Origin of the sequence: Vibrio navarrensis, assembly GCF_015767675.1 — a bacterium.
Taxonomy (GTDB): Bacteria; Pseudomonadota; Gammaproteobacteria; order Enterobacterales; family Vibrionaceae; genus Vibrio.
Map to the genome: position 1 here is coordinate 869,671 of NZ_CP065217.1, position 18,570 is coordinate 888,240.

An 18,570-nucleotide genomic window follows, 5' to 3' on the forward strand; every position below is an offset into this window, starting at 1 on the left:
TTGATTGAGTTTTTGGGGGCACGTATGGCGTCGGATCTTCTGAATGTAGGTACTCAGAGCGTACTTACGGCTCAGAGACAGTTAAACACCACCGGTCATAACATTTCTAACGTCAATACAGAAGGTTATAGCCGTCAGTCTGTGGTTCAGGCGACCAACGACCCGCGTCAATTTGGCGGCTCTACCTACGGCATGGGCGTGCATGTGGAAAATGTTCGCCGCTCATGGGACCAGTTTGCCGTCAATGAACTCAATCTCTCTGCCACCAACTATGCCAACAAGAGCGACGTCGAAGCCAACTTAGAGATGCTTTCCGGTATGCTCTCTTCTGTGGCGTCGAAGAAAATTCCAGAAAACCTCAATGAATGGTTTGATGCCCTAAAAACGTTGGCGGACAGCCCTAACGACATGGGTGCACGTAAAGTATTGCTTGAAAAAGCGAGAATTATTGCTGAAACGGTGAACGGTTTTCACGAAACGGTGCGCCAGCAGTATGACGTGACCAATAAAAAGCTGGATATGGGTATCGAGCGCATCAACCAGATCGCGGTGGAAATTCGCGACATTCATCGCTTAATGATGCGTACCCCCGGGCAGCACAATGATTTGATGGACCAGCATGAAAAGTTGGTTAAAGAGCTCTCTGAGTACACCAAAGTCACCGTCACGCCACGCTCAAACGCGGAAGGCTTCAACATTCATATCGGCAACGGCCACACTTTGGTATCAGGTACTGAAGCAAGTCAGCTTAAGATGATCGGTGGCTATCCAGACGTTCATCAACGCCGTCTTGCCATCTACGAAGGCAATTCTCTGAAACCGATTAAAAGTGTTGCCTTAGACGGTAAGCTCGGCGCCATGCTGGATATGCGTGATAATCAGATCCCACATGTCATGGATGAAATGGGCAGAATGGCGGCAGCATTTTCGAATGAAGTCAACCTGTTACAAAAACAAGGCTTGGACTTGCGTGGCAACATCGGTGGGCTGATTTTTACCGATGTCAACTCGGAGTTAATTGCCAAATCGCGCGCGGTGGCTGCGCCGGATTCAACGGCTGAAGTCGCCGTCTTCATCAATGACATTGCCGCCTTACAGGGCGGCGAGTATGCCCTGCGCTATGATGGCAGTAACTACACCGTGACCAAACCGTCTGGTGAAACCGTTACGGTTTCACTCGATTCTGCTAAGTCCGCTTTCTATCTGGACGGCATGCGGGTTGAAGTGCGCAACGAGCCGAAATCAGGTGAAAAGATCCTCTTGCGCCCGACGCGAAATTCGGCGGCACAGATGAAGGTGGAAACCAATGATGCCAATACCATTGCCGCGCAGAGCTACGAAGCTTCCACGACTTTTGCTCAGGGCACCGCTCAGTTCCACATTCTGGCAGCCGGTGACTTGCGTGAATTTGAGGTGATTGTATCGCCCAAGGGCGATCAGTTTGCCGTGATTGACACCAAAGGCAACGTGGTGCGCAGCCCAGCGCCTTATCCAACTGATGGGCCGATCTCCGTGGTGCTGCCTTCCAACCACCCGAGCTACAAAGACGGCAAAGAAACGGTGTTTGAGTTGACCCCCGGTGCGCTGGCAAACGATAAGTTCACGGCAAACCTTGTCCCTTCGGACGGTGATAACGGCAACCTGAGAAAAATGCAGCAAATTCAGTTGGACAAAAAAATGGACGGCAATAAGTCGACCATTTTGGATGTGTATCACAACCTCAATACCAACGTAGGATTACGCAACTCAACGGCGACGCGCCTCGCGACCATCGCCCAGCACGAGAATGAAGCGGCGCAAGAGAGAGTGGCGGCGATTTCCGGGGTCAACTTGGATGAAGAGGCGTCTAACATGATGCGTTTTCAGCAAGCCTACATGGCATCGTCACGCATCATGCAGGCCGCCAACGATACCTTTAACACCATTTTGCAATTGAGATAGAGAGGAGACGGTAGATGATTTCACGTATTGCCAGCTTCCATAACTATCAGTCCGTTCAGAATGACTTGCGCCGAATGGAAAATAAAATCCATCACAATCAAGCGCAACTGGCTTCGGGCAAAAAGTTGCTCTCGCCGAGCGATGATCCGCTGGCGACGCACTACATTCAAAATATCGGCCAGCAGGCTGAGCAACTCAAACAGTATTTAGACGCGATTGTGCTGGTGCGCAACCGCCTAGAACAGCATGAAGTGAATGTGGCAAACCAAGAGCAGTTTGCCGATGAAGCCAAACGCACGGTAATGGAAATGATTAACGGTGCTTTGTCGCCGGAAGATCGAATGGCCAAAAAACGTGAAATAGAGGAACTGGCAAACAATTTCCTCTATTTGGCAAACGCACAGGATGAATCCGGCAACTACACCTTTGCTGGAACCAAATCGAAGACCCAGCCTTTTTTCCGTGATTACGATGGCAGCGTCACCTATTCCGGTGACGACTACCAACGCAAAATGCGTATTTCGGCCAGTTTAGAAATGGCGATGAACGATCCTGGCAGCAAGTTATTTATGGATATCCCGAACCCATTTGGTGATTACGAACCCGAATACCAGCTGCAAAATGCGTCTGAATTGCTGCTCGATAAAGCCGTCAATGAGGACTATTTCGACAAGTCGAACTATCGTGTCACCTTTGTCGACATGAGTAATGGCAAATGGGGCTATCAGTTGGAGAAAGATGGCAGTGTGGTGGCCGCCGATGAGTTTAACGCCAGCACTGGGATCAAATACAACGATTTGACGATTGATTTGCGTGGGCAAATCAAACGGGGAGATGTGATCGAGCTTAAACCTCGTGAACATTTCTCGATTTTTGACAGTTTTAAAAATGCGGCGAAGTATTCCGATGCCTCGGTCTCGGATGCCAACGCAACAGCGAAGTTGCATCAGGTGACTGAGGAATTTCATGCGGCTTTCATCCATTTAAACAAAGCCCGTACTGATATAGGTGCGCGCCTGAGTACCTTGGATATCCAAGAGCAGCAGCATGAAGACTTCAATCTATCTCTGAGTAAAGCTAAGAGTAACTTTGAAGACCTGGACTACTCCAAAGCAATTATTGAGTTCAATGAGAATTCCAGAGCATTGCAAGCTTCGCAGCTCGCGTTTGGTAAAACCAAAGATCTGACTCTGTTTAACTACTTATAAATGTCCAATATAAGTCGTAGCTGATTCGTTTAGCCGCCTCGATTGATGCCTTATGTGCCAAGCCTTAAGCGCGGATAGAGATGGAATAAGTTTGCCGCTTTGAAGTTCGCCTTTAAAAACGGCAAAGCGGCAAGGTGGCAAAGCCGAATGGCAACACAGACAGAAGTGGCCAAAGGACAAAACTCATCGCAACTCTGTTTTTAAGTGATTGTTTTAAAATGATTTAAAAATTTAAGATGATGAGATTAAAAATTGGCACACAAATTGAATTAGATAATTCAGAGTGGATTTACCTGGTTCTAAAAGCTGCCTAAGGCAGTTTTGGCAAGTAATTACGGTCAGTGCTTTTCCAAATGAGAGTAAAGCTGGCCGCTTCGCAGGAGCTTGCGAACTCAGAAGGAGAGCAAAATGGCTGTAACAGTAAGTACTAACGTTTCCGCGATGACCGCCCAACGTTACTTAAACAAAGCGACAGATGACCTCAACGTTTCTATGGAACGTTTGTCCTCTGGTCACAAAATTAACAGTGCCAAAGACGATGCAGCCGGTCTGCAAATCTCTAACCGTTTGACGGCTCAGTCGCGAGGTTTGGATGTGGCAATGCGTAACGCGAACGATGGTATTTCGATTGCGCAGACCGCAGAAGGGGCAATGAACGAGGTCACCTCGGTGTTGCAACGTATGCGTGATTTGTCTATCCAGTCGGCCAACGGCACCAATACGCAAGCAGAGCGTCAGGCGATTAACGAAGAAGCCAATGCCCTGCAAGATGAGATTAACCGTATTGCAGAAACGACCTCTTTCGGTGGTCGACGTTTGCTCAATGGCTCCTTCGGTGATGCGTCCTTCCAAATTGGCTCGAACTCCGGTGAAGCCATGATTATGGGCCTGACCAGTGTTCGCGCAGATGATTTCCGTATGGGCGGTGCCACCTTCCAATCGGAAAACGGCAAAGACCGCAATTGGAGTGTCAGTGCAGATAATGCCGATATGAAGATTGTCTTGCCGATGATGGGCGAAGATGAAGATGGCAACGTTGATGATCTAGAAATCAATATCATGGCCAAAGCGGGTGATGACATTGAAGAACTTGCGACCTACATCAACGGCCAGTCGGATCTGATTAACGCGTCAGTAAGTGAAGACGGCAAACTGCAAATCTTTGTCGCAGAGCCGAACTTAAAAGGTGAAGTATCCATTTCTGGCGGTTTAGCTAAGGATCTTGGTCTTAGCGATGAGCCGTTCAAGACCACGGTACAGGATGTTGATCTGCGTACCGTACAAGGCTCACAAAATGCCATCAGCGTGATTGATGCCGCGCTAAAATACGTCGACTCGCAGCGAGCGGATCTTGGTGCGAAGCAAAACCGTCTGAATCACAGCATTAACAACCTCGCTAACGTGCAGGAAAACGTCGATGCTTCGAACAGTCGAATTAAAGATACCGATTTTGCGAAGGAAACAACGCAAATGACGAAAGCACAAATATTGCAACAAGCAGGTACTTCAATACTTGCTCAAGCAAAACAGTTGCCAAACTCTGCAATGTCACTATTGCAGGGCTAACGGAAGTCCTGTACCAGCTATGGCTCAGACGTGCGCTTATGGTACAGGATGACGTGGCAAACAACTTTACATTGAATGAAAGGCTCTCTCATCTCTCACCTGCCTGACATTATTGATGTGAAGTTGTCCGGTGTGCCGGAAATGTGTTCATTTCTCTTGATCTCCACATTGGCTCTGGCTACCAACCTAGCCCCGGTTCTCTCAAAGGAATGGGGCTTTTTCTTTTTCTCAGTTTCCCTCTAACGAATATTCTTTGGCATCTCTGCCGACATTTATCCTCTTAAGCGCAATTTTCCTACAAGCTGCCGATAAGTGGCAAAACATCACCGCTAACGCTGATAATGACTACCTTTTTCTATTTTCGCCATTCGACATCTTTAAACAAAACTTGAGCGCCAAAGCGCAAGTTTTGCTCAGATTTATTAATCCGATCTCCATTTATTATTTTTTTAAATATTTTGCTAAAGCTTCGGCGTTTGACGTCGTTAATAAAAGTAACTTTGAGAGAACTACTTGGTTTTCCGAGACGTCGGAAACCGTAATATCGGAAAATCAATTGGAGAATTCATCATGGCAGTGAATGTAAATACCAACGTAGCAGCAATGACAGCACAACGTTACCTAAACGGCGCAAACAGCGCACAACAAACGTCGATGGAACGCCTGTCTTCTGGTTTTAAAATCAACAGCGCGAAAGATGACGCAGCGGGTCTGCAAATCTCTAACCGCTTGAATGTACAAAGTCGTGGTTTGGATGTGGCGGTGCGTAACGCCAACGATGGTATCTCCATCGCGCAAACCGCAGAAGGTGCGATGAACGAAACCACCAACATCCTGCAACGTATGCGTGACTTGTCTTTGCAATCGGCTAACGGCTCAAACTCCAAAGCAGAGCGTGTGGCGATTCAAGAAGAAGTGACTGCGCTGAACGACGAGCTGAACCGTATCGCAGAAACCACATCATTTGGTGGTAACAAACTGCTCAACGGCACCTACGGCACCAAATCGATGCAGATTGGTGCGGACAACGGTGAAGCGGTAATGCTGTCTCTGAAAGACATGCGTTCAGACAACCAGATGATGGGTGGCGTTAGCTACCAAGCGGAAGAAGGGAAAGACAAAAACTGGACCGTTTCTGCCGGTGACAACGACCTGACTATCTCACTGACCGACACGTTTGGTAACGAGCAAGAGATCAACATCAACGCGAAAGCGGGCGATGACATCGAAGAGCTGGCTACTTATATCAACGGTCAAACCGACCTGCTGAAAGCGTCTATCGGTGAAGGCGGCAAGCTACAAATCTTCGCGGGTACCAACAAAGTTGACGGTGAAATCTCTTTCTCGGGCAGCCTAGCGGGTGAGCTTGGTATCGGTGACGGCAAAAAAGTGACGGTAGACACCATTGACGTGACCAGCGTGCAAGGTGCGCAAGAGTCGGTGGCAATTCTCGATGCGGCGCTGAAATACGTGGACAGCCACCGTGCGGAGTTGGGGGCGTTCCAGAACCGCTTCAACCACGCAATTAGCAACTTGGACAACATCAATGAGAACGTGAACGCGTCGAAGAGCCGTATCAAAGATACTGACTTCGCCAAAGAGACGACTCAATTGACCAAAACACAAATTCTGTCGCAAGCATCCAGTTCGATTCTTGCTCAGGCGAAACAAGCGCCAAACTCAGCGCTTAGCTTACTGGGTTAGTAGAGATTGAGAAAAAGCTAAGTAAGTGGTTACTTAGCTTTTTCTCCTTAACTGGCAACGATTTCGACATCACGTATATGTCTGGTTTGGCACAAGATGAAAGGAGAGGAATATCGCATAAATGGTTTCAATAAATACCAACGTGTCTGCGATGGTCTCCCAGCGATATCTGGGTAACGCAGCAGGTCAGGTGGCTGAAACCCAAAAAAATCTGAGTTCCGGATCAAGAATCAATAGTGCAAGTGATGATGCTGCAGGCATGCAAATCGCCAATACCTTACATGTGCAAATACGAGGTTTGGATATGGCGCTGACCAATGCAAATAACGCCTATTCAGTGGCACAAACCGCTGAAGGGGCATTGCAGGAAAGCAGTGCGATACTGCAGAGATTACGGTCGCTCTCTTTGCAATCCGCTAACGGCTCGAATACCGACGATGATCGTCAGAGTATGCAGCAGGAAACGGTGATGCTAAAAGATGAAATGGATAGAATCGCTAGAACCACAACCTTTGCCGGTGCTGAATTGTTTAACGGCAAATTTGGTTCTAAAAGTTTTCATCTTGGCGCGAATGCAAACTCCATCACACTGACATTAAACAACATGCGTACCCAGACACCTGAAATGGGCGGGCGTCACTATCTAGCAGATGTGAGTCTCTCCCCTGATTGGCAGGTCGCAAAAGATTCTCGGCAACTCAATTTTACTTATCAGGATGCGGGTGGTGAGGAGCAGAAGATACAGCTTTCCTTAAAACCTGGAGATAATCTTGAAGAAGTTGCGACTTATATCAACGCACACCAAGATGTCGTGAACTCATCGGTAACCCAAGATGGCAGATTGCAGTTGTATGTCTCAAATCGTGACGCGCCAGATGGAGTAGAGATAAGCGGCAGTTTTAACAGTGAAGTAGATATTGAGGAGCATAACGAGATTACTCTCGATGATCTTGATATTAGTACAGTGGGTAACGCTCAACTGGCAGTCGCAGTGTTAGATAGTGCAATTAAATACGTTGATTCTCATCGGAGTGAAATTGGTGGTTTTCAAAACCGAGTATCGGGAACAATGGACAATTTGCAAAATATTCATCGCAATGTCACTGCATCAAAAGGAAGGATAGAGGACGTCGACTTTGCTAGAGAGTCAACTGCTTTAGTAAAATCGCAGTTCCGCCAGCAAGCCACCTCTGCTTTATTGGCTCAGGCCAAACAATCACCAAGCGGCGCGATAGGATTACTGGCATAAACAAAAAACGCTGCAATTTGCAGCGTTTTTTTGTGTTCAGCTCTAAGTAAAAATAATTACTTAGTCACGCGTAGAACTGGCGTTTCACCGACAACCACAGAACCAGAAAGTTTGTTCAACTCTTTGATTTCATCCATGTTAGAGATAACAACAGGAGTTAGGGTTGATTTTGCTTTCTCTTCAAGGAGCGCTAGGTCGAACTCAATCACAGTGTCGCCTGCTTTTACAGTTTGACCTTCTTCTGCGATACGCTTGAAGCCTTCACCTTTCAGCTCAACGGTATCGATCCCGAAGTGAACGAAAAGCTCAACACCATCGTCAGACTCGATAGAGAACGCGTGGTTGGTTTCGAAGATCTTACCGATAGTACCGTTTACAGGAGCAACCATCTTGTTGCCTGCTGGTTTGATAGCGATACCATCGCCGACGATTTTCTCAGCAAAAACAACATCTGGCACATCTTCAATGTTTACGATTTCACCAGACAAAGGTGCGATGATCTCGATTGCACCAGCATCAGCGCTGTCATCAGATACAAGCTTCTTAAGTTTATCAAACAGACCCATTGTGTCATGCTCCTAAGGTTTAGTTTTATTCTGTCGAATTATAGTATACCAATCCGAGTTGTTAGACGACTTTTTTTAGTCGCCTAACGTACTCTATAAACTCGAATTTTGGCTGCAGATTACTTCGCGTGCACTGCGATGAATTTTTCTACACACGCTTCAATTTCTGCAGCGGTTGGCAAGGTAAGAGCTTCTTCTGCCATTGCTTTTACTGCTGCAAAGTTTGCGTTGCGGATTACTTTTTTCACTTTTGGAATTGAGATACCGCTCATAGAGAACTCATCTAGCCCCATCCCTAATAGTAGTAGAGTTGCGCGCTCATCACCCGCTAATTCGCCACACATACCAGTCCATTTGCCTTCAGCATGAGATGCATCAATAACTTGTTTGATAACTGTCAGTACTGCTGGTGAAAGTGGGTTGTAAAGATGAGAAATCATCTCATTACCACGATCAACCGCGAGTGTATACTGGGTCAGATCGTTGGTACCGATTGAGAAGAATGACACTTCTTTGGCTAAGTGATGTGCAATCGCTGCTGCTGCTGGTGTCTCAACCATGACACCGATTTCGATGTTCTCGTCAAAAGCCAAACCTTCAGCACGCAGTTCTGCTTTGTACTCTTCGATAGCCTCTTTCAGTGCGCGAATTTCTTCAACAGAGATGATCATTGGGAACATGATACGCAGTTTACCGTGTGCTGATGCACGCAGAATACCACGTACCTGGTCACGTAGAATTTCACGACGATCCAAGCTAATACGTACAGCGCGCCAGCCAAGGAACGGGTTCATCTCTTTTGGTAGCTCCATGTATGGCAGATCTTTGTCGCCACCGATGTCCATAGTACGGATAATCACCGCTTGACCTTCCATTGCTTGTGCAACTTCTTTGTATGCTTGGTACTGCTCTTCTTCAGTCGGCAGAGCGTCGCGGTCCATGAACAAAAACTCGGTACGATACAGACCAACACCTTCACCGCCGTTGCGGATGATGCCGTCACAGTCTTTCACTGTACCGATATTGCCGCAAACTTCTACACGATGGCCGTCTAGAGTTTCTGCGTGTAGATCTTTCAGTTTCGCCAGCTCTTCTTTCTCAGCAAGGAAAGCTGCTTTGACCGCTTTGGCTTCTTCGAGCTGAGTTTCTGAAGGGTTAACGATAATTTTGTTATTCATCGCGTCAAGAATCAGCATGTCGCCATTTTTAACACGTTTGGTAATGTCGTTTGTACCAACAATGGCTGGCAACTCAAGTGAGCGTGCCATGATCGAAGTATGCGATGTACGACCGCCAATATCACAAGCAAAGCCTAACACGTAGTCTAGGTTGATTTGCGCCGTTTCAGACGGTGTCAGGTCGTAAGCGACCAAGATAACTTGTTCATTGATATCGCTGAGCGAAACAATGTTGATACCAAGGGCGTTTTTGACAAAACGAGAACCGATATCACGGATGTCCGTGGCGCGTTCCTTCAGGTACTCATCATCAAGAGACTCAAGAGCCGTTGCTTGCTCTTCGATAACGGTATGAATTGCGTTATCCGCTGTCATCTTGTCATTCTTGATGAGCGCTAGGATCTCTTCTTCTAGCTCTTCATCTTCAAGAAGCATGATGTGACCTTCGAAGATCGCTTCCTTCTCTTCACCAAACGTTTCTAATGCTTTCTGCTTGATGGTTTCTAGCTGAGCAGAAGATTTGGAACGGGCATCGTAGAAACGCTTAACTTCAGCGTCTACTTGCTCTGCGGTGATAGTGTTAGTGTTTAGGACAATTTCATCTTCTTGAAGTAGTAGTGCTTTACCAATTGCAATACCAGGAGATGCCAGGATGCCTGAAATCATAGCCTTACCTTAAGTTGGTCAAACGTAAACGGGAATGTGTGACTAAATCGCTAACGAAAACTGTAGCCGACTAATCGGATTTTATCTTCAAACAAAGCCATTTAGTTGGCTAAATGGCTTTGTTGAGGAGAACAGGATTAGTGAAGTTGAGCCATAAGAGCAACTAGGTGGTCAACTGCTTGTTTAGCCTGTGGGCCTTCAGCAGAAATTGTAACTACAGTGCCTTTCACTAGGCCAAGAGTTTGCAGTTTGAACAGACTTTTGGCGCTTGCGCTTTTGCCGTTAGAAGTCACAGTGATATCCGCATCAAAAGCTTTTGCTTCTTTTACGAACTGCGCAGCTGGACGAGTGTGAAGACCGTTTTCTGCTGTGATTTCTACTTGCTTCTCGTACATGTGATATACCCCAATTGATTGTATTTTTGTTGATAGTGACAAGTTTTAGCTTAACTGCTTTATTCGATGCCCGCTAGCGACGGGGTACGGTAAGCATGTTGAAGCTGACGCGAGTCAAAATTTTCTGCAACTCGTTACCTAAGAGGTTACATAGTTGTTATAAATTATTTTGAAGCTTAAAATAAAACATCCCGATATTACCAAAGGTGAGGCAGGGATCAACAAAAAAGCCCCTGAATGGGGCTTTTTTAAACGAAAAATTGATTTGGATTCGTATTACTGTTGGTTCTCTTTCTCGGTGAAAATCCCTGCAAAAAGTGCCGTGCTCAGATAACGTTCACCTGAGCTTGGTAGCACAGTTACAATGGTTTTTCCTTCAAATTCAGGCAGTTCAGCAAGGCGGTTTGCCGCAACGACAGCTGCGCCTGACGAAATTCCCGCCAGAATGCCTTCTTCTTCCATCAGGCGACGAGCCATCTCAATCGCTTCGTCTGATGTAACGGTTTCGACGCGGTCAATCATCTCTAAATCTAGGTTGCCAGGAATGAAACCTGCGCCGATACCTTGAATTTTGTGTGGCGCTGGTTTGATTTCCTCACCCGCAAGCGCTTGGCTAATGACAGGAGATTCCGCTGGTTCAACGGCAACAGAGATGATCGCTTTGCCTTTCTCGCCTTTGATGTAACGGCTAGTACCCGTTAATGTACCACCAGTACCCACACCAGCAACGAATACGTCTACCTGGCCATCGGTGGCTTCCCAAATTTCAGGGCCTGTCGTTTTTTCGTGGATCTGTGGGTTAGCTGGGTTATTAAACTGTTGTAGTAGCAGATATTTTTCTGGGTTGCTGGCTACGATCTCTTCGGCTTTGGCGATTGCCCCTTTCATGCCTTTCGCCGCTTCGGTCAGTTCGAGGTTTGCCCCCAGCGCTTTGAGAAGTTTACGACGCTCAAGGCTCATTGATTCTGGCATTGTCAGCGTTAATTTGTAGCCACGAGCAGCGGCGACGAATGCCAACGCAACACCGGTATTTCCGCTGGTTGGCTCGACGAGCTCGACACCAGATTTAAGCGTTCCTGCCTTCTCGGCTTCCCAAATCATATTTGCACCGATTCGGCATTTAACGCTGAAGCTTGGGTTGCGTGATTCAATCTTGGCTAGCACTTTACCCTTGCTAACTTTGTTTAGGCGTACCAAGGGCGTATTGCCAATGGTCAGAGAGTTGTCTTCGTAGATTTTGCTCATGGTGATGTTCCTTCATTACACGTTTAGTGAATATGGCAAAAGAATATGCTGGTTATAAACAACGGAAAAGGATTAAAAAGTTATATCTTATGAGGGTGGACGTTGTTGGAACGAAATGTTGCCAGACGAGACAAACTCGCTCATCTGGCACAAGTTCAACGTTTAAATTCATTTACCCACATGGCCGTTGCACCGCATACCGCAATGGGCATGACGAACAGATTCAAAATCGGGATGGAGGTGAATATCGAAACCACGGCACCAAAGGTGTAGGCTTTGGTTTGATTTTGTTTCAAAGTATTTCTCATGTGGTTAAAAGGCACTTTGTGGTTATCAAACGGATAGTCACAATATTGAATGGCAAGCATCCAAGCCGTGAAGATAAACCACAGCACGGGGCCGAGCGTTTGCCCGAGTGCAGGAATCAGCAGCAGTAGAAATAAGCCAATCACTTTCGGTAGAACATAAAGAAGCTTACGCCACTCACGGGCGAGCACGCGAGGAACGTCTTTGATCACCGCCGCAATGCCCTCGTCATTCAGCGATTGACCAGTGAGCGCCTCTTCCACCTTTTCGGCCAATAAACCGTTGAATGGCGCGGCGATAAAATTCGCTAAGGTGCTAAAGAAATAGGAAAACGTTGCAATGATGGTGAGAGCCAACAAAGGCCACAACACGTAACTTAGCCAAGACAAAAACTCGGGCAACTGACCAATCCAATTGTCAATCCAACCATTTAGGTGTGAGAAGAGGTAGTAAAGTGCACCGCCGACCAGCAGCAGATTCGCTAACAGTGGCAAAATAATGAAGCGTCGGATACGTGGCGCAAAGGCCAGTTCGAGGCCGTAGAAAAAGTAGCCAAACCCACTGCGTTGATTGTACTCAGTATTCATCTCGTTGTTCTGCAAAAGAAATAGAACGTTTATTGTACTCAACTTGCGAGAGAAAAAAAGCGTGGAAGAAATCACACCAATTACGGAACTTATGACATTAATTTGTTCTAACTCTCTTGTTATCTTTGGTAAAGTAACACGATAATGATGTTTTAACTGACCCGTAGAGACCTTTCAACGTTTTTGTCACTGGTGTGTCTTGGGGAATATGAGAGTAAAAAATGCAGGAATTGCGATTCGTACTCATTGTTGTCGGTGCTCTGGCAATTGCAGCGTTGCTGTGTCACGGATTATGGACGAGCAAAAAAGAGGGAAAAGCCAAGTTCGGTGATAAGCCACTGAGTAAACTGGATTTGAGTGAGAACGAAACGCAGGAAAATACACTTAGCGTCGCGCCTGAAGATGATTTTGAAATTATCCGCAAAGAGCGTAAAGAGCCTGCGTTTGAAGAGAACATGCCTTTCTCACCAGATCCTTTAATTGGTGATCCATTGATCGACGATCTCGATACCCAAGATAGAAAGTTCGCAGAGCCTGCACAAGCTGTACAAAATGATGAGGTTGAGGTTACGCCAAGTTTTTCTGCATCAGAGGTCAGTGAGTCTTATGGCGAAGAACCGATTTTTCCCTCCGAACAAGCTGGGCCAAAACAGAGTGTAGCTCAGGCAGAAGAAACTCAGTCAGACCCTGAACCTGAGATGGAAGTGATCGTTTTAAATGTTCACTGTGCAGGAGAGGATCCTTTTGTTGGTACTCGACTGTTTGACAGCATGCAGCAAAATGGCCTGATTTACGGCGAAATGGACATTTTCCATCGCCATGCAGATTTATCTGGGAACGGAAAGGTACTCTTTAGTGTTGCCAATATGATGCACCCAGGCACATTAAAACACGATGATCCGGCGACTTTTTCCACCAAAGGTATTTCGTTTTTCATGACGCTGCCTTGCTATGGTGATGCCGAGCAGAATTTCAAGCTGATGCTGAAAACTGCCCAGCAGATTGCTGACGACTTGGGGGGCAATGTGCTTGACGACCGTCGCAATCTCATGACTCCCGACAGATTGGCCGCATATAGACGCCAAATTGTTGAGTTCAAGACCACAAAGTCTTAAGCTTCCTTACTAACCGTCAGGGCTCCCAAGGGAGCCCTTTTTTACAGTGCTCAAGGACTGGAAGATGTCTGAATCGATATTGAATAGACTAGAAGAACTCAAACAACAACTCCATTACCATGCATTTCGCTATTATGTCGAAGATAACCCGGAAATTCCCGACGCAGAATATGACCGAATGATGCGCGAGTTGATCGACATTGAAACTGCCCATCCCGATTTAGTGACCCTAGATTCACCAAGCCGCCGAGTCGGTGGTATGCCGCTTGAGAGCTTTGATCAAGTTACACATGAAATCCCAATGTTGTCTCTAGACAACGCGTTTAGCGATGAAGAGCTGGCCGCTTTCCACAAACGCGCTCAGGACAGATTAGCGGGTTCGTCTATTGACGTGTTTTGCTGCGAGCCAAAACTGGACGGTTTAGCCGTGAGTCTACTCTATGAAAATGGCATCTTAGTTCAGGCTGCGACTCGCGGGGACGGAACAACAGGGGAGAACATCTCTGAAAATGTTCGTACCATCCCGTCTGTGCCATTAAAGCTGAATGGTCAAGGCTGGCCAGCTCGCCTTGAAGTTCGCGGAGAGGTCTTTATGCCGAAAGCCGGTTTTGAGCAGCTCAACGAAAAAGCGCGTAAAAAAGGCGAGAAGGTGTTCGTTAACCCGCGCAATGCAGCTGCGGGCAGTTTGCGTCAACTGGATTCACGTATCACCGCATCACGGCCGTTGGCATTTTACGCATACAGTGTTGGTTTAGTTGCGGGGACAGAACTCTCTTCTAGTCATTACCAGCGCTTTTTGCAGCTTAAGGAGTGGGGGCTGCCAATGTGCCCCCAGACCCAAAAGGTGTCAGGGCTGGATGAAGTGCGCGCCTACTATGCTGATATTCTTGCTCATCGCGACGCACTGCCTTACGAGATAGACGGTGTAGTGATCAAAATCGACGATATCGCCGTTCAAGAACAACTTGGGTTTGTGGCGCGTGCACCACGTTGGGCGATTGCCTACAAGTTTCCCGCGCAAGAAGAGATCACTATCTTAAATGATGTGGAGTTTCAGGTCGGTCGTACAGGCGCTATTACACCCGTTGCAAAGCTGGAGCCTATTTTTGTCGGCGGTGTTACGGTGAGTAACGCCACCTTGCACAATGCCGATGAGATAGCCCGTCTTGGTGTGATGATTGGTGATAGTGTGGTGATTCGCCGTGCTGGGGACGTGATCCCGCAGGTTGTTTCTGTCGTTCGTGATCGCCGCACGGGCAGAGAACAGCCAATAGAGTTTCCTAATAATTGCCCAGTCTGCCACTCTCATGTTGAGAGAGTAGAAGGGGAAGCTGTCTCCCGATGCACTGGGGGGCTGGTATGCCAGGCGCAGCGTAAAGAAGCGCTGAAACATTTTGTCTCCCGCAAGGCTCTTGATGTTGATGGTTTAGGCGAAAAAGTGATTGAACAATTGGTCGACCGAGAAATGGTCGAGACGCCAGCGGATCTCTTCCGATTGTCGGCTGGAGTACTGACGGTGTTGGATCGTATGGGGCCTAAATCGGCACAAAATGTGGTAAACGCTCTAAATAAAGCGAAACACACCACATTACCACGCTTTCTCTACTCACTCGGTATCCGAGAAGTCGGAGAGGCGACGGCTGCGAATCTCGCTCGACATTTTAAAACGTTGGACAAGTTGCAAGTCGCGACCCATGAAGAGCTGATTGAGGTGCAAGATATTGGTGATGTCGTGGCTAGCCATATCACGGCATTTTTCTCGGAAGAAAAGAACCAAGCGGTGGTGCAAGATCTGCTTGCTCAGGGAGTCCACTGGCCTGATATTGTCGAGCCAAGTACTCAAATACAGCAGCCTTTGGCAGGGAAAGTCGTTGTTTTAACCGGAACGCTGACTCAACTTAATCGTGATGAAGCTAAAGCGGCACTTGAATCTCTGGGAGCCAAAGTGACAGGGAGTGTCTCCAAAAAAACAGATATACTCTTTGCTGGCGAAGCGGCAGGATCCAAGTTAGTTAAAGCGCAAGAACTTGGGATTGAGATAAGAAGCGAACAAGATCTCCTCGCTTTACTATAAAGAACAAAACCCAGAGAAATCTAAAACCCTCTAAAGGAAACTTTAGAGGGTTATTTTTTTATCAAAAATAATCCCGTCCACAATAGGAGAACAACCCTTGCAGATTCTGCTGTGAGCAACCTCTCCACTTGATTTCATTTTGTTTTTCACTCTCAAAAATGCGACGCACTTCAACGTGTTTGTTTTATTTTGTTGTTTTAAAAGGGGTTTTCTGGTTTTTGCTGTGTCGGATGAAAATTAGATCTTGATCAATCTAGAGCAGAGAAATTTGGGGTTGCTCATATTTTTTTAGAAAAAAAATAAGTTCTGATTGGATGTTTTACGCCGCGAAGTTAGTCTATGGACATGGATACACACGGTGTATGCAGGAAATAACAAAAACCAAAATTAGCAATAATGCGGTTTTCACAGGAAATGATTTCTCCCCTTCGGCGGCCAACTAAAGGTGAGAAAGACAATACAGCTATATCCATTTTTAGGAGTTTTCCATGGACAAAATGTTTAAACGTACTCTTCTAGGCGCAGCCGTTGCAGCAGCTGCAATCTCTGGTTCTGCGAATGCTGCTGTTGAATTAAACGGTAAAGCAGTTCAGTTCTACGGCCAAGCAGCAGGCTTCGTTACAATCGCTTCTCCAGACAAAGGTGACAACTCAGTTACCGCAACAATTGAGTCACGCATTGGTTTCCGTGGCGTGGTTGAGTTTGAAGATTTCGGACCGAACCTACTATGGCAAATCGAAGGTGGTAACGCTAACCACGGCGGGTTTGATTCAGCTACACCATGGACACACAATGACAACGGCCAACTGGGTGCTCGTGACACTTATCTAGGTCTAGGTTTTGACGGTGTTGGTTCAATTAAGTACGGTCGTCAACTTGTTGCTGCGTACAACTACGTAGACTGGCCACACTCAAACCCTGGTTTAGGTAACGTGTTTGACTGGAACAACGATATCGGCGCAGGCTATCAAGATCGCGCGGACAATGTTATCCGCTTTGATTCAGAAACGTTTGGTGGCTTCAACTATCAAGTCACGCTCAGTGGCATGGAAAAAACTACAGATGCGCTTGTTGTGAGTATTGGTGCTTCTTATCAAGCAGGCCCAGTTAATATTCACGGTGGTTACTATACTCAAGCAGAATACACAGAGAAAGTGAATAATGTAGACACCAAAAAAGGTGACATCAACTACGCAATTATTGGTGCAAGCGCAGGCTTTGATTCATTGACTATTACGGGCGCTGTTAAACTCATGAACAACGAGTTGGCAGACAAAGAGCAGATGGCATACTCTGCGACTGCGCAGTACGTCAACAACTCTTGGGTTTACAAGCTGGGCCTAGCAGGTACAACCGATTCTGAAACGAAAGGCAAAGCAGACAAAGATACCGCAGACCTTGCAGTATCAGCACGTCTAGGTTACTTGCTACCAAGCACTTACCTGTTTATGGATCTACGTAACTACAAGATGAACAATGCTGACGGTTTCGACAGCAACCTACTTATCGGTGCGGAATACTACTTCTAAGAAGTAGATGAGTTCCTGTTAGCAATGTAGTACTGTTTTCGAGCACCTTTATCGGTGCTCGATTTTTTTGGAGAATTAACATGAATTTTCGAACTTCGGCCTTGTTGCTAGTGAGCACAGTGTGTTCTGGTGCCGCACTTGCTGGCGTGCAAGTGAATTTATCTAAAGACGTTGAACTACTGGCGGTGAATGGGGAAGAAATAGGTTTACGTCTATTTAGTAAAAGTGAACTGCAGTTAGAAGATGGTCTCAATCAAATTGTTGTGCGTGCTTCTAAGTTAGTGCATCAGGCAAACGGCGAATTTGAAAAGTTCAATTCAGACCCAGTTATCATTACATTTGACGGTAAAGATCAGAAAATTCAGCTATCTCCACAAGGCAATATTGCAACGACGACAGATGCAGACCATTTTAATCAACAGCCTTATTTTACCCTGAGTTCTTCTTCTCCTGATGTTCAAGTAGAGCAAGAACTGTTGCCACGCGGCCCGGGCATAACGCGTGATTATGAAAAAGAGATCGCTCGTTTCAACGCTCAGCGCAATATCCCAATTGATAAAGCATCGATGGAAAGCCAGTTTTCTGAAAAACAGAAGCAGGCTACTGAAGAAGTAATGCCTGCGAACGTAAAGTCTAACAGCTTAAAAATGGTTAAAGCTCAGTACCTTGCTTTGACGGAAGAGGAAAGAAAACAGTTTCTTTCCTGGGCGGTCGCGCAGTAATCGCGTGTTAGACGGATGTGATGGTTATAGAAACAGGCTGGGGGAGTATCGCCCCAGCCAGCAGATTATTGAGTTTTCTCAAGCACGAGAATAATTCCTTCCATCGCGACAATTTTCACTTTACTGCCGGATGGTATATGAGTTGTCGACTTCGCAGACCAAGTTGTATCGGCAATCCGAATTCGGTTCATTCCTACCTGAATATCTTCTTCGAGAATCAATTCTTGGCCAACGAGCTGCTTCTGCTTTTGGTTGAGATCTCGGCAGGCGTCGCTTTGCTTATCATGCTTTAATTGGCGTCGCCACCAAATCCACGTTGTCGCCAGTGAAAAGGCGGCGAAGGCGCTCCATTGCACTGGCCAACCTAATGGCATTAATGAAAGTAGCAGACCAACGGCGAGCGCAGAAATACCGAACCAGAGAAAATAACCTGCCGTACCGAGTAGTTCGACGGCCAATAAGGCCAGCCCGAAAGCCAGCCAATGCCAGTGATTCATGCCTTCGAGTAATTCGACCAAG

General features: G+C 46.7%; 15 protein-coding genes. 9 read left to right on the forward strand and 6 right to left on the reverse strand.

The window, feature by feature from the left end; all coding sequences use genetic code 11:
- The first annotated feature begins 24 nt into the window (after positions 1-24).
- From flgK to I3X05_RS03990, 5 genes are all read left to right on the forward strand, one after another.
- Complete coding sequence (gene flgK, locus I3X05_RS03970) at positions 25-1,941, forward strand: flagellar hook-associated protein FlgK (protein WP_045569787.1); 1,917 nt, start codon at positions 25-27, stop codon at positions 1,939-1,941.
- A gap of 14 nt (positions 1,942-1,955) precedes the next feature.
- Positions 1,956-3,149 (forward strand): flagellar hook-associated protein FlgL, encoded by a 1,194-nt coding sequence (gene flgL / locus I3X05_RS03975; protein WP_045569786.1) that lies wholly within the window; start codon positions 1,956-1,958, stop codon positions 3,147-3,149.
- Between the two features lie 408 nt (positions 3,150-3,557).
- Positions 3,558-4,715, forward strand: a complete 1,158-nt coding sequence (locus I3X05_RS03980) for a flagellin (protein WP_045569785.1) — start codon at positions 3,558-3,560, stop codon at positions 4,713-4,715.
- Between the two features lie 570 nt (positions 4,716-5,285).
- Entirely contained in the window at positions 5,286-6,419 is a 1,134-nt protein-coding gene (locus I3X05_RS03985; RefSeq protein ID WP_193188672.1) for a flagellin, read from the forward strand.
- Positions 6,420-6,540: 121 nt separating this feature from the next.
- Positions 6,541-7,668: a flagellin gene (locus I3X05_RS03990; protein WP_045571050.1), complete on the forward strand. Its 1,128-nt coding sequence runs from the start codon at positions 6,541-6,543 to the stop codon at positions 7,666-7,668.
- Between the two features lie 56 nt (positions 7,669-7,724).
- On the opposite strand, the gene crr is transcribed toward I3X05_RS03990, so the two are convergent.
- From crr to cysZ, 5 genes are all read right to left on the reverse strand, one after another.
- Positions 7,725-8,234: a PTS glucose transporter subunit IIA gene (gene crr, locus I3X05_RS03995; protein WP_039424649.1), complete on the reverse strand. Its 510-nt coding sequence runs from the start codon at positions 8,232-8,234 to the stop codon at positions 7,725-7,727.
- 119 nt (positions 8,235-8,353) lie between these two features.
- Positions 8,354-10,078, reverse strand: coding sequence for a phosphoenolpyruvate-protein phosphotransferase PtsI (ptsI, locus tag I3X05_RS04000; protein ID WP_045571049.1), 1,725 nt, complete (start codon positions 10,076-10,078; stop codon positions 8,354-8,356).
- 137 nt (positions 10,079-10,215) lie between these two features.
- Positions 10,216-10,473: an HPr family phosphocarrier protein gene (locus I3X05_RS04005; protein WP_045571048.1), complete on the reverse strand. Its 258-nt coding sequence runs from the start codon at positions 10,471-10,473 to the stop codon at positions 10,216-10,218.
- A 276-nt stretch (positions 10,474-10,749) separates the two neighbouring features.
- Complete coding sequence (gene cysK / locus I3X05_RS04010; RefSeq protein WP_045571047.1) at positions 10,750-11,718, reverse strand: cysteine synthase A; 969 nt, start codon at positions 11,716-11,718, stop codon at positions 10,750-10,752.
- Between the two features lie 155 nt (positions 11,719-11,873).
- Positions 11,874-12,611 (reverse strand): sulfate transporter CysZ, encoded by a 738-nt coding sequence (gene cysZ, locus I3X05_RS04015; protein WP_045571046.1) that lies wholly within the window; start codon positions 12,609-12,611, stop codon positions 11,874-11,876.
- Positions 12,612-12,832: 221 nt separating this feature from the next.
- Between cysZ and zipA the strand changes: the two genes are divergently transcribed.
- The 4 genes from zipA (at position 12,833) to I3X05_RS04035 (ending at position 18,051) form a co-directional block, all read left to right on the forward strand.
- The gene (gene zipA, locus I3X05_RS04020; RefSeq protein WP_193157651.1) at positions 12,833-13,726 is read left to right on the forward strand and encodes a cell division protein ZipA; all 894 of its coding nucleotides are present in this window, start codon (positions 12,833-12,835) and stop codon (positions 13,724-13,726) included.
- A gap of 64 nt (positions 13,727-13,790) precedes the next feature.
- On the forward strand, positions 13,791-15,800 hold the full coding sequence (gene ligA / locus I3X05_RS04025; protein WP_045571044.1) for an NAD-dependent DNA ligase LigA: 2,010 nt from the start codon (positions 13,791-13,793) through the stop codon (positions 15,798-15,800).
- Between the two features lie 488 nt (positions 15,801-16,288).
- Complete coding sequence (locus tag I3X05_RS04030; protein WP_045571043.1) at positions 16,289-17,329, forward strand: porin; 1,041 nt, start codon at positions 16,289-16,291, stop codon at positions 17,327-17,329.
- An 80-nt stretch (positions 17,330-17,409) separates the two neighbouring features.
- Positions 17,410-18,051, forward strand: coding sequence for a YccT family protein (locus tag I3X05_RS04035; RefSeq protein WP_052702564.1), 642 nt, complete (start codon positions 17,410-17,412; stop codon positions 18,049-18,051).
- A 65-nt stretch (positions 18,052-18,116) separates the two neighbouring features.
- On the opposite strand, the gene I3X05_RS04040 is transcribed toward I3X05_RS04035, so the two are convergent.
- Positions 18,117-18,569 (reverse strand): NfeD family protein, encoded by a 453-nt coding sequence (locus tag I3X05_RS04040; protein WP_045571042.1) that lies wholly within the window; start codon positions 18,567-18,569, stop codon positions 18,117-18,119.
- Position 18,570: the final 1 nt, after the last annotated feature.

Bases quoted from the DNA above. Each gene is read 5' to 3' on its own strand.
- ligA (WP_045571044.1), top strand. From the start codon at position 13,791: ATGTCTGAATCGATATTGAATAGACTAGAAGAACTCAAACAACAACTC.
- flgL (WP_045569786.1), top strand. From the start codon at position 1,956: ATGATTTCACGTATTGCCAGCTTCCATAACTATCAGTCCGTTCAGAAT.
- cysZ (WP_045571046.1), bottom strand. From the start codon at position 12,611: ATGAATACTGAGTACAATCAACGCAGTGGGTTTGGCTACTTTTTCTAC.
- crr (WP_039424649.1), bottom strand. From the start codon at position 8,234: ATGGGTCTGTTTGATAAACTTAAGAAGCTTGTATCTGATGACAGCGCT.
- I3X05_RS04035 (WP_052702564.1), top strand. From the start codon at position 17,410: ATGAATTTTCGAACTTCGGCCTTGTTGCTAGTGAGCACAGTGTGTTCT.
- cysK (WP_045571047.1), bottom strand. From the start codon at position 11,718: ATGAGCAAAATCTACGAAGACAACTCTCTGACCATTGGCAATACGCCC.
- I3X05_RS03980 (WP_045569785.1), top strand. From the start codon at position 3,558: ATGGCTGTAACAGTAAGTACTAACGTTTCCGCGATGACCGCCCAACGT.
- I3X05_RS03990 (WP_045571050.1), top strand. From the start codon at position 6,541: ATGGTTTCAATAAATACCAACGTGTCTGCGATGGTCTCCCAGCGATAT.
- I3X05_RS04005 (WP_045571048.1), bottom strand. From the start codon at position 10,473: ATGTACGAGAAGCAAGTAGAAATCACAGCAGAAAACGGTCTTCACACT.
- I3X05_RS04030 (WP_045571043.1), top strand. From the start codon at position 16,289: ATGGACAAAATGTTTAAACGTACTCTTCTAGGCGCAGCCGTTGCAGCA.
- flgK (WP_045569787.1), top strand. From the start codon at position 25: ATGGCGTCGGATCTTCTGAATGTAGGTACTCAGAGCGTACTTACGGCT.
- zipA (WP_193157651.1), top strand. From the start codon at position 12,833: ATGCAGGAATTGCGATTCGTACTCATTGTTGTCGGTGCTCTGGCAATT.
- ptsI (WP_045571049.1), bottom strand. From the start codon at position 10,078: ATGATTTCAGGCATCCTGGCATCTCCTGGTATTGCAATTGGTAAAGCA.
- I3X05_RS03985 (WP_193188672.1), top strand. From the start codon at position 5,286: ATGGCAGTGAATGTAAATACCAACGTAGCAGCAATGACAGCACAACGT.